This is a genomic window from Caulobacter sp. AP07, assembly GCF_000281955.1.
Lineage (GTDB): Bacteria > Pseudomonadota > Alphaproteobacteria > Caulobacterales > Caulobacteraceae > Caulobacter.
This window is the reverse complement of the sequence record NZ_AKKF01000269.1, coordinates 1-14,395: the sequence shown is the minus strand read 5'-3', so window position 1 is coordinate 14,395 and position 14,395 is coordinate 1. Positions and strand designations below refer to the sequence as shown.

12 protein-coding genes are annotated in these 14,395 nt (G+C 70.2%); 6 read left to right on the top strand and 6 right to left on the bottom strand.

The window, feature by feature from the left end; genetic code table 11:
* Window positions 1-176: 176 nt before the first annotated feature.
* From PMI01_RS23410 to PMI01_RS27540, 3 genes are all read right to left on the bottom strand, one after another.
* A complete protein-coding gene (locus tag PMI01_RS23410) occupies window positions 177-749 on the bottom strand; it encodes a helix-turn-helix transcriptional regulator (protein WP_007675236.1) in 573 nt (190 codons plus the stop codon).
* 173 nt (window positions 750-922) lie between these two features.
* Window positions 923-2,803, bottom strand: a complete 1,881-nt coding sequence (locus PMI01_RS23405; RefSeq protein ID WP_081497738.1) for an ATP-binding protein — start codon at window positions 2,801-2,803, stop codon at window positions 923-925.
* Window positions 2,804-3,032: 229 nt separating this feature from the next.
* Entirely contained in the window at window positions 3,033-3,188 is a 156-nt protein-coding gene (locus PMI01_RS27540; RefSeq protein ID WP_007675234.1) for a hypothetical protein, read from the bottom strand.
* 200 nt (window positions 3,189-3,388) lie between these two features.
* Between PMI01_RS27540 and PMI01_RS23400 the strand changes: the two genes are divergently transcribed.
* The 3 genes from PMI01_RS23400 to PMI01_RS26620 all read left to right on the top strand — a co-directional run bounded on the left by PMI01_RS23400 (window position 3,389) and on the right by PMI01_RS26620 (window position 5,496).
* Window positions 3,389-4,480 (top strand): PA0069 family radical SAM protein, encoded by a 1,092-nt coding sequence (locus PMI01_RS23400; RefSeq protein WP_007675233.1) that lies wholly within the window; start codon window positions 3,389-3,391, stop codon window positions 4,478-4,480.
* 183 nt (window positions 4,481-4,663) lie between these two features.
* Entirely contained in the window at window positions 4,664-5,149 is a 486-nt protein-coding gene (locus PMI01_RS23395; RefSeq protein WP_007675232.1) for a glycosyltransferase, read from the top strand.
* A 53-nt stretch (window positions 5,150-5,202) separates the two neighbouring features.
* Window positions 5,203-5,496, top strand: coding sequence for a toxin-antitoxin system YwqK family antitoxin (locus PMI01_RS26620; RefSeq protein WP_081497737.1), 294 nt, complete (start codon window positions 5,203-5,205; stop codon window positions 5,494-5,496).
* A gap of 96 nt (window positions 5,497-5,592) precedes the next feature.
* Here the strand turns inward: PMI01_RS26620 and PMI01_RS23390 are convergent, their stop codons facing one another.
* Both PMI01_RS23390 and PMI01_RS23385 read right to left on the bottom strand, forming a co-directional pair.
* Window positions 5,593-7,143 (bottom strand): lytic transglycosylase domain-containing protein, encoded by a 1,551-nt coding sequence (locus tag PMI01_RS23390; protein ID WP_007675231.1) that lies wholly within the window; start codon window positions 7,141-7,143, stop codon window positions 5,593-5,595.
* Between the two features lie 64 nt (window positions 7,144-7,207).
* A complete protein-coding gene (locus tag PMI01_RS23385; RefSeq protein WP_007675230.1) occupies window positions 7,208-8,029 on the bottom strand; it encodes a uracil-DNA glycosylase in 822 nt (273 codons plus the stop codon).
* A gap of 173 nt (window positions 8,030-8,202) precedes the next feature.
* Between PMI01_RS23385 and PMI01_RS23380 the strand changes: the two genes are divergently transcribed.
* The 3 genes from PMI01_RS23380 to PMI01_RS23370 all read left to right on the top strand — a co-directional run bounded on the left by PMI01_RS23380 (window position 8,203) and on the right by PMI01_RS23370 (window position 12,678).
* Window positions 8,203-9,876: an electron transfer flavoprotein-ubiquinone oxidoreductase gene (locus tag PMI01_RS23380; RefSeq protein ID WP_007675229.1), complete on the top strand. Its 1,674-nt coding sequence runs from the start codon at window positions 8,203-8,205 to the stop codon at window positions 9,874-9,876.
* Between the two features lie 78 nt (window positions 9,877-9,954).
* Window positions 9,955-11,685, top strand: a complete 1,731-nt coding sequence (locus PMI01_RS23375) for a tetratricopeptide repeat protein (RefSeq protein ID WP_007675228.1) — start codon at window positions 9,955-9,957, stop codon at window positions 11,683-11,685.
* Window positions 11,686-11,796: 111 nt separating this feature from the next.
* Complete coding sequence (locus PMI01_RS23370) at window positions 11,797-12,678, top strand: 4-(cytidine 5'-diphospho)-2-C-methyl-D-erythritol kinase (protein ID WP_007675226.1); 882 nt, start codon at window positions 11,797-11,799, stop codon at window positions 12,676-12,678.
* A gap of 293 nt (window positions 12,679-12,971) precedes the next feature.
* Here PMI01_RS23370 and PMI01_RS23365 read toward each other — a convergent pair.
* On the bottom strand, window positions 12,972-14,395 hold a 1,424-nt coding region (locus PMI01_RS23365; protein WP_007675224.1), incomplete at its 5' end, for an ammonium transporter.

Sequence of the window (14,395 nt, the reverse complement as noted above, 5' to 3'; positions counted from 1 at the left end):
CCCCCGACTTGTTCGGGGGACCCAAGCGGAGTCTGACGCTATGTCCAAGGCCGCTTGGGTCACCCGCATAAAGCGGGTGATGACGAAATTTTTGAGCTGAAGAAGCGCTTCCAGGCGCGGGTCGGCTAACTGTCCACAGAAGTCTAGGCCCGAGCACGGTCGCTGAGGTTGCCGGATCAGGCCGCCAGGTCCGCCGGGCGTTCCTGGTGGCTTCGCCGCCAGCGGCTGGGGGTCTGGCCGACCAGGCCGCCGAAGGTGCGGCAGAAGTGGGCCTGGTCGGAGAAGCCGCAGGCCAGGGCGATGTGGGCCAGGCCGTCGGTGGTGCTGAGCATCAGGGTCTTGGCCCGCGCGATGCGCCGCTCGATGATGTAGCTCTTGGCGGCCTGGCCGAAGCTCTCCTTGAAGGCGTGCGAGAAGTAGCTCGGGCTCAGCCGCACGGCGGCCGCCACGTCGCGGACCTGCAGGTTGCGGTCGCTGTTCTGGTCGATGAAGGCCGTCGCGGTGCGGACCTGCCAGGGCGCCAGCTTGCCGACCTGCTGGTCTTGGGTCAGGCGCGCGACCTCGGCCTCGAGCAGCTTGCTGGCGCGGAACACCAGTTCGCGGGCGGTGTCGGGATCGCGGTCGAAGGATCGCGAGGCGTCGATGACGAGTTGCGCCAGGATCAGGGTCTGGTCGCGGGGCAGGGTAGAGGCCGGCGATCGGTCGTTGATTTCGCGGCGATGGGTTTCGAGGTTCGCAGGGTTCAGCATCGGACAGCCCCTCGCGTGCGTCGCCGGAAGGACGACCCAACCCGGCCAGGGTCCTCCTTCACGCGGCGCGCGTCGAATGAAAGGATGTGAAACTGAGTTAAGGCCGGACGAGGTCGAGCCTCGCGCTCGGTTCGCCCGGCGTTCTTCAGGCCCGTTCTGAAGTGTTAAGCGCCTCAGGGCGCCTGGAGGACGCGCGGACTCAAGGCGGCCGTCGTCTCGCGGGCCTCGCGGACCTCCCGGGTGTCCGGGTCTTCGGTGATCAGGTCCGGCGGCCCAGCCAGGAAGCTGGCGGCGTCGCGGCGCATGGCCGGGGTGTCGGTCCGGCCGGGCGACCGGCCATGGACGAGGGGCTGGACGAGGCTCGGCAGCAGTCGGACCTGGCGTTCGAGCTTGGGGTCGACGGCGGCCAGCGTGTCGATGCTGGCCATGGCCTGGGCGGTCCAGCGGCTGAACTCGTCGATCAGCGCCAGGTGGAGGCCGACGGGCACCCAGGCGGCGGTCAGGCGCGCGCCGAGGATCGGGTCGCCGCCGGCGAAGCACCAGTCCAGCGCCGAGCGCAGGTCGTCGATCCGCGGCTCCAGCCTGACGGTCCAGGTCGAGCGGGGCAGGGTGGACCAGGCGGCCTGGGCCTGTTCGAGCATGGTCAGCAGGTTGGCGGCGTGCCGACGGCGGATGCTTTGCGCCTCGCCGGCTTCCCGCAGCTTTTCGGCGGCGTAGAACCGGTTGATGCTGAAGAAGCGGTAGCCGCCCTGGCCGGCCGCCTGGCCGCGCGCGATCATCGAGCGCTGGGCCAGGCTGGGCAGGCCCTCCAGGATGTCGAGCTCGGACAGTTCGTCGTCGGCCGCCACCTTCAGCGCCTGGTCGATCGTGAACACGCCGCGGAACACCGACAGGCGGCGGAAGACCGACCGCTCGGTGGGGGTCAGCAGGTCGTGGCTCCAGTCGAGCGTGGCGCGCATGGTCTGGTGTCGGGGCAGGGCGGTCCGGCGGCCGCGGGCGACCAGCAGGAAGCGGTCGTCGAGATTGGCCAGCAGGCCTTCGAGGCCGAACAGGTCGATGCGGGTCGCGACCAGCTCGATGGCCAGAGGAATGCCCTCCAGCTTGCGGCACAGCTTGCCGATGATCGCCAGGTTCTGTTCGCTGAGCTCAAGGCCGTCGTCGCCGCCGATCGCGCGGTCGAGAAACAGCTGCACCGAGGCGACGCCCAGGAGGTCCTCGCCGCTGGCGGACTCGTCGGGCACGTCCAGCGGCGGCGCGTGCATCAGCCACTCGCCGTCGATGCGGAGGGGCTCGCGGCTGGTGGCCAGGATCCGCAAGCCGGGCGCGGTCCAGCGCAAGGTCTCCACCAGCGGGGCCAGGTCCTCGATCAGGTGCTCGCAGCTGTCGAGCACCAGCAGGAGGTTCTGGCCGGCGACGACGGCCGACAGCGCCTCGACGTCGAAGCCGGGGCTGTGGGGCGCGCCGATCACGCTGGCGATGGCGACCGGGACCAGGGCGGCGCTGCTGACCATGGCCAGGTCCACGAACGCCACCCGTCCGCCGGCCGCGCTCAGCCGCTCGGCCGCCGCCACGGCCACGGCGGTCTTGCCGATGCCGCCGCCGCCGACGATGGAGACCAGGGGCCGCTGCGCCAGCTGCGCGACGACGCCGTCGATGAAGTCCTCTCGTCCGAGGATGCGGCTCATGCGCTGGGACAGGCGCACGCCCTCGACGCGGGGAGAGGCGGCTTCCCGGCGCTGGACCGGCGCCACGAACCGATAGCCGCGGCCGGAAATATTGACGATGTAGCGCGCGCCGTTCTCGCCGTCCCGCAGGGCGCGCCGGAGCGCCGAGATGTGGACGCGCAGCGAGATCGGCTCGACGGTGACGTTGGGCCAGGCCCTGGCCATCAGGTCGGCGTGCGACAGGGTCGCGCCCGCGCTCTCGACCAGGGCGATCAGCAGGTCGATGGCGCGACCGCCGATCTGGATCGGCGCGTCGCCTTCCATCAGGGCGCGCCGCTCGGGGAAGAGGCGGAACGATCCGAAGGCGAGACCTGTGCCGGGAGATGTCATTTCCAGCTGAACGCCTCTCTCCCGGAGCCGTCGACGCCAGGGGCGCCAAGCTCCGATCCCGGTGGTGCTAGCACCGGGCAAGGGGGGCCGCAACGATGACCACGGCGGCTCGGCGCCTGGACGGCTCCTTTGCCCGCAGGCGCCCGCGAGTCTGGGCCACCTGCGCCGGGAACCATCACGTTTCGCGCCCGAGGGTTTGAAACGCGATGGTTCGGAAAGGCGTCAGGCGTCAGGCGTCGCCGTCGGCCAGGTCGGCGATCAGGCCGTTGATCGGCTCGTCGAAGGCGGTGGTGACGTTGTGACCGGTGTCGATGACGCCGACCTTGGCGACGTGCGGGGCTTCGACCTCGGCGTCGGGGCCGTCTTCGGGGGGCTTGGTGGTCATGGGAGCCTCAGGCTGCGAGGGGCCCGGCGACGGTCGCCAAGCCTCGCCGCGAGGTTTGCACGACCTGGGTTCGCTGTCAGCCGGCGCGTTGCGCGGATAGGGTGAACCGCCGGGCGGCGCCTGCAAAACACGCGGCCGTCGATCGTGGTGCGACGCCATGTGTTCTTGAAATGTTCTCATCGTCGGTCCATGATCGGTCCATGGTCGCTCCCGCCAACCTTCCCGGTCACCCTCCGCTCGCCGCCCGTGGGCGCGGGGCCAAGTCCAACCGCACCGGCCGCTTCGAATCCCAGGTCAGCGAAGCCTTCGACGACGGCTGGGGCGAGGACGAGGAGCCGGCCCAGATCGCCACCACGCTGCAACCGATGAAGTCGCGCAGCATCATCGCCCGCAACGACAGCCCCGACGTCGGGTTCGAAAGCTCGATCAACCCCTATCGCGGTTGCAGTCACGGCTGCATCTACTGCTACGCCCGCCCGGCCCACGCCTATCTGGGCCACTCGCCGGGCCTGGATTTCGAGACCAGGATCTATTTCAAACCCGAGGCCGGCAAGCTGCTGGAGCGCGAGCTTTCCAAGCCGAAATACGTGCCCAAGGTCATCCATATCGGCGGCGACACCGACCCCTACCAGCCCGACGAGCGGCAACTGCGGGTGACGCGGGCGGTGATCGAGACGCTCGGGCGGTTTCGCCACCCGTTCACGATCATCACCAAGTCGGCGCTGATCACCCGCGACCTCGACCTGCTGGGGCCGCTGGGCCAGGCGGGACTGGCGCGGGCGGCGGTGTCGATCACCAGCCTGGACCACCGGCTGTCGCGCAGCATGGAGCCCCGGGCGGCGACGCCCAAGCGCCGACTGGACGCCGTGCGCCAGCTGGTCGCCGCCGGCGTGCCGGTCACGGTGATGTTCGCGCCCTCCATCCCGTCGCTGAACGACCATGAGATGGAAGGCGTGCTCGAGGCCGCCGCGGCCGCCGGCGCCACCACGGCCGGCTATGTGGCCTTGCGCCTGCCGCTGGAGATCAAGGACCTGTTCGAGGAGTGGCTGGCGGCCGAGCATCCCGACCGCGCCAAGCGGGTGATGTCGCTGATCCGCCAGATGCGCGGCGGCGCGGCCTACAGTTCCGAATGGGGCAAGCGGATGACGGGGGAAGGGCCGGTGGCCGAGGTGATGAGCCAGCGCTTCCACCTGGCCCGCAAGCGGTTCGGGTTGGATCGCAAGTTGGAGCCGCTGGACCTCAGCCAGTTCAAGGTTCCGGCCAAGGCGGGGGATCAGCTGTCGCTGTTTTGAGCCAAGCATCTCAGAGTTGTCATCCCGGAAGCGCGCAGCGCTGTCCGGGACCCAGCGCGGCCGCACCGCACTGGCCCAGTCACCTGGGTCCCGGACAGCCTCTACGAGGCTTCCGGGATGACAACGGTGGGGGCTGGGCGACTAACGCTTGACCTGCGCGGGGCAATCCCCTGAAGCAGGACCATGATCTCCGTCATCCTGCCCACCCGCGACAGCGCCGCCCGCCTGGTCCAGGTCCTGACCCTCCTGGTGCCCGCCGCCGTCGACGGCCTGGTCAAGGAGGTGGTGTTCGCCGACGCCGGCTCGACCGACGCCACCCTGGCCATCGCCGAGGACAGCGGCGCGCGGGTCGTCCAGGTCCAGGGCGACGCCGGGACGCGGCTGGCGGCTGGCGCCGCGACGGCGCGGGGGAGTTGGATCCTGGCGCTGGGCGAGGACCTGACCCTGCCCGAGGCTTGGCGCGTGCCGGTCGAGGCGCATCTGGCGGGTGGCGGCGGCAGGCCGGCGTGGATCGCGGAGGCGGGGCTGCTGGGTCTGCCGGGCCGTCCTCTGGCCGTGCTGGCGTCGCGGCAGGCCGTCGACGCGGCGGGTGGTTTCAAGCCCGGCGGCGATCCGCTGAAGGCGCTGCTGGGGCGGTTGAAGCCCAGGGCCGTTCGGCTGCGGGGTTAGAAAAGTCGCATTCGACCCGTTGCGAGTGTTTCGGTTAGAGGCAAGATCGGCCCATGGCAGAATTGAACATTGCGGAGATACCGCACGACGACGGAAGCATTCGCTTTCGATACGCTCGCAAGATGGCGCCGGACGGCACTCGCTGGCTGAGGCACGGCCTCTTTCAACAGTTTTATCCCAATGGTCAAAAGGCGTGCGAGGGACACTACGCAGAGGGGAGCGAGCAGGGCCTTTGGCGGGATTATCACCAGAACGGTCAGCTTGCCGCTCAAGGCGAGTATGACAAAGGAGTCCAGGTCGGTCTGTGGAACTACTGGAGTCCGGACGGGCGTTCAGAACAACGCTAAGCGATCGGGTCGAAGAGTTCGAGCTCTGTCCACCCCGGCATCCGATAAGTCCTTGATGAGCGGTCGTGGGTGATCCCTCAGGACCGCACCACCGCCCTACCGATCCAGCCGGAAATCGATCACCCGCGCGCCGCTGGCCACCGCGTCCAGGGTCTGGGTCTCGGCCCCCAGCAGTTTGCGATAGGTCCAGTACGAGGCCATGACCTTCTCGACATAGTTGCGGGTTTCCTGGGCCGGCAGGCTCTCGATCAGCAGCAGGCTGTCGCAGTCGGCGCCCAGCTGTTCCTGCAGCTTCAGCAAGGTGCCGGGGCCGCCGTTATAGGCCGCCACGGCGCGCAGCACGTCGGGGCTCTGCAGGCCGCGGTCCATCAGCCAGGTGAAATAGTCCTGGCCGACCCGCAGGTTGAAGCCCGGATCGAGCAGCGGGCTGTTGTCGACCAGCAGCTTGTCGTCGCCGGCCGCGCGGGCCGCGGCGACCGGCATCAGCTGCATCAGGCCCACCGCGCCGGAGCCCGACACCGCATAGGGGTCGAAGCGGCTTTCCTGGCGCACCAGGGCATAGACCATGGCCTTGTGGATGGTGAAGCCGCCCTTGGGCTCCAGCAGGGGCAGGGGATAGTCCTCGCCGCCGACGCGCTTGGCCGGGCGGCCGGCGTTCAGCGGGGCCTTTTCGTTGAGGGCCAGGGCCAGGGCGGTCCAGTCGCCGCGAGCCTTGGCGTTGTCGCTGGCCAGGGACAGGCCGGCGCGCAGTTCCTGGCCGGCGTCGGCCCAGCGGCCGACCTGGGCCAGGGCGGCGGCGCGGCGGGCGCGCGGGTCGGCGGCCAGCAGGCGGCTCAGCGACGCGACGTCCGGTCCCTCGTAGGCGACCTTGGTCAGCAGGGCGGCGATCGGGTCGTCCTGGGCCAGGGCGGCGCCGGACAGGGCCAGCTGGCGGGCGGCGATCATGCCATAGAAGGTCTGGGGCGCGCGGGCGGCGGCGCTGAGCAGGTCCTCGACATCGGCCGTCTGGCCGCCGGCCGCCGCCGAACGGGCGGCCCAGAACGAGGCCGCCGAACGCAGCCACTCGTCCTGCTGGTCGTCGTCGGCGACGCGCTCGAAATAGCTCCGGGCCTGGGCGTAGGACTGCAGGCGGAAGGCGGCCAGGCCGGCGATCCACGGCTCGCCGGCCGTCTGGGCCAGGCCCAGGGCCCTTCTCACGTCGCCGGAATAATAGGCCTCGCGGGCGGCCCGGGCCTTGTCGGCCGGGGCGGGGCCCTTGGCGCTGGTCACGAACAGGGCCGGGATCTTCGGGGCGGCGACCCGGGCCGGCTTGCGCTTCAGGGCCAGGGCGTAGACCCGGTCGGCGCCCGCCTGGTCGCTGTAGCGCGCCAGCCATCCGTTCAGCTCTTCATAGTCGGCCGCATAGGCGCGCGGGTGCATGACCTTGGAGAATTCCAGGCGGCCGGTCAGGCTCTTGTCGCGGGCGTTGGCCAGGGCCGCCTCGGCGGCGTCGAAGTCACCGCGGTCGGAGGCCGCGAAGGCGGCGCGGTAGTAGCGGGCGTCGCTGTCGGACAGCGGTTCGAGCGCCGACGCGTGGACGCTGAACGCGGCCAGGAGGCAAAATACGAAGGCCGAGAACACGGCCAGAGGGCGAGCGATATGCTGCAATGCGTTTCCGCGCCTTACCCCGAAGGGTCCCCGACGCGTCCCGTTCAACTGGTCGCCCGAATCTCTAGTGGGGACGCTCCGGCCGATCAAGCCTCTCGCTGAGCATAAGCATGTCGGTCCAGGCCTTCTTCTTGGCCGCCGGCTGCCGCAGCAGGAAGGCCGGATGCAAGGTGGGCAAGGCTGGGAGTTCGCTCGCGCCGTCGCTGGAGGTCCATTCGAACCAGCGTCCGCGCAGCGACAATATGCCTTCCTCGCGACGCAGCAGGCTCTTGGCCGAGGCACCGCCGACCAGCAGCAGGATCTTCGGCCGCACCAGTTCGATAGCCCGCTCCAGGAACGGGGCGCAGGCGGCCTGTTCCTGCGGAGTGGGGGTGCGGTTGCCGGGCGGACGCCAGAACACCGTGTTGGTGACGAAGGCGCGGTCCAGCAGGCCGGCGGCCTTCAGCATGCGGTCCAGGAGCTGGCCGGCCTTGCCGACGAACGGCTCGCCCCGGGCGTCCTCGTCGGCGCCGGGCGCTTCGCCGATGATCATCAGGGGCGCGTCGGCGGGGCCCCGGGAGACCACGGCCTGGCGGGCGCCCTGGGTCTTCAGCGGGCAGCCGTCGAAGGCGGCGATGGCGGCGGCCAGGGCGGGCAGGTCGGGGCAGGCGGCGGCCAGGGCCTTGGCCTGCGCGACCACGGCGCTCAGGTCGGGGCCGCGCCCGAAGGCCGGGGTGACCACCGGCGCGACGGCGACGGGCGGCGGCGGCTGGCTGCGGGCCCGCAGCAGGGCCGCGCCCTCGGCCAGGCGGTCGATCGGCGCGTCGGCGTACGAGGCCTCGACGCCCGCATCGGCCCAGAAGGCGAGCAGGCTTTCCACGGCGCGCGGATCGACGGCGAGGTCCATACGTTCCTCTTTATACGATCTTCCGTATGCCGCCACGCCACACGGCCGCGATTTCCTCGCTGCGATGCAGCAAAAAACACGCGTTTATTCTTGACCACCCTGGCGTCACGTCAGGATAAGCTTCGACTCAAGCAGCAAGAACACGGGCCGCGTGCGCCCGGGCGGGAGATCCCATGAGCGAAGAGCTCGAACGCGAGTCGATGGAATACGATGTCGTCATCGTCGGCGGCGGACCGGCGGGCCTCTCGGCCGCCATTCGGCTCAAGCAACTGGCCGCCCAGGCCGGATCCGAGATCTCGGTGGCGTTGCTGGAAAAGGGTTCCGAGGTCGGGGCTCACATCCTGTCCGGCGCGGTGATCGATCCCAAGGGCCTGGCCGAGCTGTTCCCCGACTGGAAGGACCGCGGCGCGCCGCTGGAGACGCCGGTCACCAAGGACGTGTTCCGGCTGCTGGGCCCGCAGGGCGACCTGGCCCTGCCGATGTTCGCCATGCCGCCGTTCATGCACAACCACGGCTGCTACATCGCCTCGCTGGGCAATCTGACGCGCTGGCTGGCCGTCCAGGCCGAGGAGCTGGGCGTCGAGATCTATCCGGGCTTCGCCGCCTCGGACATGGTCTGGAACGACGACGGTTCGCTGAAGGGCGTGGTCGTCGGCGTGGTCGGCGTCGCCAAGGACGGCCACCACAAGAGCGACTACCAGCCGGGCATGGAGCTGCACGGCAAGTACGTGTTCATCGCCGAGGGCGTGCGCGGCTCGCTGGCCAAGCAGCTGATCGCCAAGTTCGACCTGTCGGCCGGCAAGTCGCCGCAGAAGTTCGGCATCGGCATCAAGGAACTGTGGCAGGTGCCGCCCGAGAAGCACCAGCCCGGCCTGGCCGAGCACACCACCGGCTGGCCGCTGGACAACCAGACCGGCGGCGGCAGCTTCATGTACCACTTCGGGGACAACTACGTGTCCATCGGCTACGTGGTGCACCTCAACTACAAGAACCCCTGGCTGTCGCCGTTCGACGAGTTCCAGCGCTTCAAGCACCACCCGGCGGTCAAGCCGCACCTGGAAGGCGGCAAGCGCATCGCCTACGGCGCGCGGGCCATCACCGAGGGCGGCTACCAGTCGGTGCCGAAGCTGACCTTCCCGGGCGGCGTGCTGATCGGCTGCTCGGCCGGCTTCGTCAACGTGCCGCGCATCAAGGGCAGCCACAACGCCGTGAAGACCGGCATGCTGGCCGCCGAGGAAGCCTTCAAGGCCATCGGGGCCGGCCGGGCCAGCGACGAACTGGTCGAGTACCAGGCCGCCTACGAGACGTCGTGGGTGGCCAAGGAGCTGAAGGTCGTCCGCAACGCCAAGCCGCTGCTGGGCAAGTTCGGCACCGCCCTGGGCGGGGCGCTGGGCATGTTCGACATGTGGGTGACCCACCTGACCGGCGGCTTCTCGTTCTTCGGCACGATGAAGCACCACAAGACCGACGCCGCCTCGACCGGCCTGGCCAAGGACTACAAGCCGCTGGTCTATCCCAAGCCGGACGGCGTGATCAGCTTCGACAAGCTGTCGTCGGTGTTCATCTCGGCCACCAACCACGAGGAAGACCAGCCGGCCCACCTGACGCTGAAGGACCCGTCGATCCCGATCGCGGTGAACCTGCCCAAGTACGGCGAACCGGCCCGGCTCTACTGTCCGGCGGGCGTCTACGAGGTGCTCTACAACGAGCAGGGGACCGACCCGCGCTTCCAGATCAACGCCCAGAACTGCGTCCATTGCAAAACCTGCGACATCAAGGATCCGTCGCAGAACATCGTCTGGACCACGCCCGAGGGCGGCGGCGGGCCCAACTACCCGAACATGTGACGTGCAGGGCGCGGTTCGATGGCTCGAACCGCGCTTGTCGGTCTTGCGATGCGCCGGGAAAGCGATGAGGGTGCGGGCATGACGCGTATCAAGCTGCTTATCGTCCTTCTTTCGGCCTCGGCCCTGACCGCCTGCGCCGCCACCACGCCGGGCCCCGCTGGCCCGTCGCTGCGCGGCGAGGTCTCCAACGACTCGGGCTGGGGCGGGTCGCGCTCGGCTTACGGCCAGTTCCTGGCCGGACAAGCCGCGCTGCAGAACGGCTCCAACGCGCAGGCCGCCGGCTATTTCAACCAGGCGCTCGAGCTGGACGAGGATCCGGGCGTGCTGGGCGACCGCGCCTTCACGGCGGCCCTGCTGGGCGGCGACGTGCAACGCGCCGCCGCCATCGCCCCGCGCGGACCCGACGCCGGCGAGGCCGTGCGCCGCCTCGGCGCCTTGACCCGGGTGGTCGACCTGCTGGCCGACGGCAAGGGCAAGGACGCCCAGGCCCTGCTCAAGGCCGAGACCATCGGTTTCCCCCACCGTCCCGCCGCGGTGCTGCTGGGGCCGTGGCTGGCCGCCGCGGCCGGCGACAACGACGACGCGGTGGTCCGTCCCGAGCTTCAGGGCGACCGGTTCGTGGAGTTCTTCGGCCAACTGGGCCAGGCCCGGCTCTATGAGCGGGCCAAGCGCTACGACGAGGCCGAGACCGACTACAAGGCGCTGATGGCGACGGAGAACGCTCGCGCCCTGTTCGTGGGTGACTACGGCGAGTTCCTGGAGCGTCGCAAGCGCCAGGCCGAGGCCGTGGCGCTGTACGACGCGGCCCTGGCCCGCGATCCGGACGACCAGGCGCTGCTCCGGGCGCGGAGCCGGGCGGCGTCGCGCGGCGCGGCTCCGGCCATGCCGACCCTGCGTCAGGGGGCGGCTCAGGTCATGGTGGCCTGCGGGGCCAGTTTCGCCAGTGAGCGCCAGAGCCAGTTCGGCCTGGCCTATCTGCGCCTGGCCCTGCGGCTGGACCCCAAGCGTGACGACGCCTGGCTGCTGGTCGGCGACCTGCTGGCCCAGGACGACGACGCGGCCGGCGCCCGCGAGGCCTACGGCAAGGTCCCCGCCGGCTCCACGCGCTACACCGCCGCCCAGTCCAAGCTGGCCTGGAGCTTCCAGACCGCCGGCGACAAGGCCACGGCCATGGCCATGGCCCAGCAGTCGGCCGCCGCCGCGCCCAAGGATCGCGACGCCCAGATCGCCTATGCCGACATCCTGCGGGCCAACGAGCGCTGGGCCGAGTCGGCGGCCGTGCTGGACCCGCTGATCGCCGCCAACGCCGCCAAGCCCGACTGGCGCCTGCTCTACATGCGCGGCATCGCCCTGGAGCGCGCCGAGCGCTGGAGCGAGGCCGAGCGTGACCTGCTGCAAGCCCTCAAGCTCAACCCGGACGAGCCGGACCTGCTGAACTATCTGGGCTATTCGTGGATCGACCGCGGCCAGCGCCTGCCCGAGGCGATCGCCATGGTCCAGAAGGCGGTCGACGCCCGGCCGCTGTCGGGGGCCATGCTCGACTCCCTGGGCTGGGGCTACTACCGCCTGGGCGACTACAAGACCGCCGTGGCCAAGCTGGAGCAGGCCGTCGAGCTCGAGCCGGGCGACCCCGACGTCAACGGCCACCTGGGCGACGCCTATTGGCGGATCGGGCGCCAGATCGAGGCCCGCTACCAGTGGCAACGCGTGCTCAGCCTGGAGCCGGACGCCAAGCAGAAGGCCGACGCCGAGGCCAAGCTGAAGGACGGCTTGGACGGACCGCGGGCCAAGGTGGCGACGACGGGCTGACACCAGGCGCGTTATCCCCGGAGGGCAAGCCGAAGCCCTTTCGGATGGCGCCGCTTGGGTCGCCCGGATAAACCGGGCGATGACGACTGTTAGATGCTTCAAGGGCCCGCCATGCGCCTCGACGCCTTCGCCCCGGCCAAGGTCAATCTGTTCCTGCATGTCGGCGGACCCGACGCGGCGGGCTATCATCCGATCTCCAGCCTGATGCTGTTCGCCGACGTCGGCGACACCGTCAGCCTGCAGCCGGCCGACGCGCTGAGCTTCGAGGCCACCGGCCGGTTCGGCGACCAGATCCCGGTCGACGACAGCAATCTGGTGGTGCGGGCCGCCTCGGCCCTGCGCGCCCGGCTGGGCGGTCCGATCCCGCCGTTCCGGCTGATCCTCGACAAGGCCCTGCCGATCGCCGCCGGCCTGGGCGGCGGCTCCAGCGACGCCGGGGCGGCCCTGCGCCTGCTGCGTGAAGCCCTGGCCCCGGACCTGCCCGACGTCGAGCTGGAGGCTGTGGCGGCCAGCCTGGGGGCCGACGGGGCGGCCTGCCTGTGGGGCGCGCCGGTGCTGGCCCAGGGCCGGGGAGAGCGGCTGTCGCCGGCGCCGCTGCTGCCGGACCTGCACGCGGTGCTGATCAACCCGCTGGTCCCGTCGCCGACCGGCGCGGTCTATCGCGCCTATGACGCGGCGGTCGCGCCCGGCGGCGAGGCCATGCCGCCGCTCTTGGACGGCCTGGGGAGCGTCGAGGAGGTCTGCGCCTGGCTGGCCGGCTTCACCCGCAACGACCTGCAGGCCCCGGCCGTGGCCCTGGAGCCGCGCATCGGCGAGGTGCTGGAACTGCTGGCCGACGAACCCGAGACCCTGCTGGCCCGGATGTCCGGCTCCGGCGCCACCTGTTTCGCCCTCTGCGCCGGCGACATCGAGGCCGAGGGCCTGGCCGAGCGGATCGAGCAGATGCGGCCAAGCTGGTGGGTCAAGCGCTGCCGCCTGGGCGGGCCGTTCTGAAACGTATCGACATTCAGGCGCGCTAGCCGGGGACATGCTCTCACGGCGGCGCGCTGACAGGGTTGGTGGTGAGGGTGATGTGAGTGCGTGTCCCCAACGAATCCGCTGAATCTGGTTTGCGGCCAGCCGACGCCGTGGATGAGGTGGGGACACGCACTCACCCGGCTGCCCTGGATCGAGCCGCAAACACCTTGCCGTGAGAGCATGTCCCCCGGCGTCGTGATCGCCCAAAGAAAAAGGCCCGGAAGCCGAAGCTTCCGGGCCCTTCTTTTGGACCGAACCTGACCCCAGCCTTAGCTGTGGTAGGCGCGTTCGCCGTGCTCGGAGATGTCCAGGCCTTCTTCCTCGGATTCCGGGGAAGCTTTCAGGCCGATGATCAGCTTGATCACGAAGAACACGATCGCTGAGGCGATGGCCGACCAGAGGATGGTCACGCCGACCGCCTTCACCTGGGCCAGCACTTGCGTGCCCAGGCTGTAGACCGCGCTGTCGCAGGTCGAGATGTCGCCGTCCTTGGCGCAGGTGGTGTAGTCGACGATGCCGGCGCCGCCCCAGGCGGGGTTGACCAGCAGGCCGGTGCCGATGGCGCCGACGATGCCGCCGATGCCGTGGATGCCGAAGGCGTCCAGGCTGTCATCGTACTTCAGCGCGTTCTTCACGACAGAGCAGAAGAAGATGCAGATCGGCGAGACGACCAGGCCCAGGATCACCGCGCCCATCGGGCCGGCGAAACCGGCGGCCGGGGTGACGGCGACCAGGCCGGCCACCACGCCCGAAGCCAGGCCCAGGGCCGACGGCTTCTTCTTGGTGACCCACTCGACGACGATCCAGGACAGGCCGGCGGCGGCGGTGGCGACGAAGGTGTTGATCATCGCCAGCGAGGCGTAGCCGTTGGATTCCAGGTTGGAGCCGGCGTTGAAGCCGAACCAGCCCACCCACAGCAGGCCGGCGCCGACCAGGGTCAGGGTCAGGGAGTGCGGGGGCATCGGCTCCTTGCCGTAGCCCTGGCGCTTGCCGAGGATCAGGGCGCCGACCAGGGCGGCGATACCGGCGTTGATGTGGACCACGGTGCCGCCGGCGAAGTCGAGGGCGCCGAAGCTCCAGATCAGGCCGGCCTTGATCGGGGCGGTCGGATTGGTCGCGATGGCGTCAGGACCCGGCCACCACCAGACCATGTGGGCCATCGGATAGTAGGACAGCAGGGGCCACAGGACGGCGAAGGCGACGATGGCGGCGAACTTCATGCGCTCGACCAGCGAGCCGACCACGAGGGCGGCGGTGATCGCGGCGAAGGTCGCCTGGAACGAGAGGAAGGTCAGTTCGGGGATCACGACGCCGGTCGAGAACGTCGCGACGTTGCTGGCCGGGGTCACGTCCTTGAGGAACAGGCGGCTCAGGCCGCCCACGAAGGTGTCCCAGCTGCCGCCGTCGGTGAAGGCGAAGCTGTAGCCCCAAAGCACCCAGGCCAGGAAGCCGATGATGGCGACGGTCGAGACCTGCATCATCACCGACAGCATGTTCTTGGAGCGGACCAGGCCGCCGTAGAACAGGGCCAGGCCGGGGATGATCATCAGCAGGACCAGGACGGTCGAGACGAGCATCCAGGCGTTGTCGCCCTTGTCCATCTTGTCGACGATGGCCGCCGGCGCGGCCGCGGCGGGGGCAGGGGTGGCGGCGGGCGTGGCCGGCGCCGGCGCGGCCTCGGCGGGGGCGGCGG

Excerpts from the sequence above, each read along its gene's own strand:
- PMI01_RS23380 (WP_007675229.1), top strand. The coding sequence starts at position 8,203 with ATGAGCGAAGAGCTCGAACGCGAGTCGATGGAATACGATGTCGTCATC.
- PMI01_RS23385 (WP_007675230.1), bottom strand. The coding sequence starts at position 8,029 with ATGGACCTCGCCGTCGATCCGCGCGCCGTGGAAAGCCTGCTCGCCTTC.
- PMI01_RS23405 (WP_081497738.1), bottom strand. The coding sequence starts at position 2,803 with ATGACATCTCCCGGCACAGGTCTCGCCTTCGGATCGTTCCGCCTCTTC.
- PMI01_RS23395 (WP_007675232.1), top strand. The coding sequence starts at position 4,664 with ATGATCTCCGTCATCCTGCCCACCCGCGACAGCGCCGCCCGCCTGGTC.
- PMI01_RS23400 (WP_007675233.1), top strand. The coding sequence starts at position 3,389 with ATGGTCGCTCCCGCCAACCTTCCCGGTCACCCTCCGCTCGCCGCCCGT.
- PMI01_RS23410 (WP_007675236.1), bottom strand. The coding sequence starts at position 749 with ATGCTGAACCCTGCGAACCTCGAAACCCATCGCCGCGAAATCAACGAC.
- PMI01_RS26620 (WP_081497737.1), top strand. The coding sequence starts at position 5,203 with ATGGCAGAATTGAACATTGCGGAGATACCGCACGACGACGGAAGCATT.
- PMI01_RS23375 (WP_007675228.1), top strand. The coding sequence starts at position 9,955 with ATGACGCGTATCAAGCTGCTTATCGTCCTTCTTTCGGCCTCGGCCCTG.
- PMI01_RS27540 (WP_007675234.1), bottom strand. The coding sequence starts at position 3,188 with ATGACCACCAAGCCCCCCGAAGACGGCCCCGACGCCGAGGTCGAAGCC.
- PMI01_RS23370 (WP_007675226.1), top strand. The coding sequence starts at position 11,797 with ATGCGCCTCGACGCCTTCGCCCCGGCCAAGGTCAATCTGTTCCTGCAT.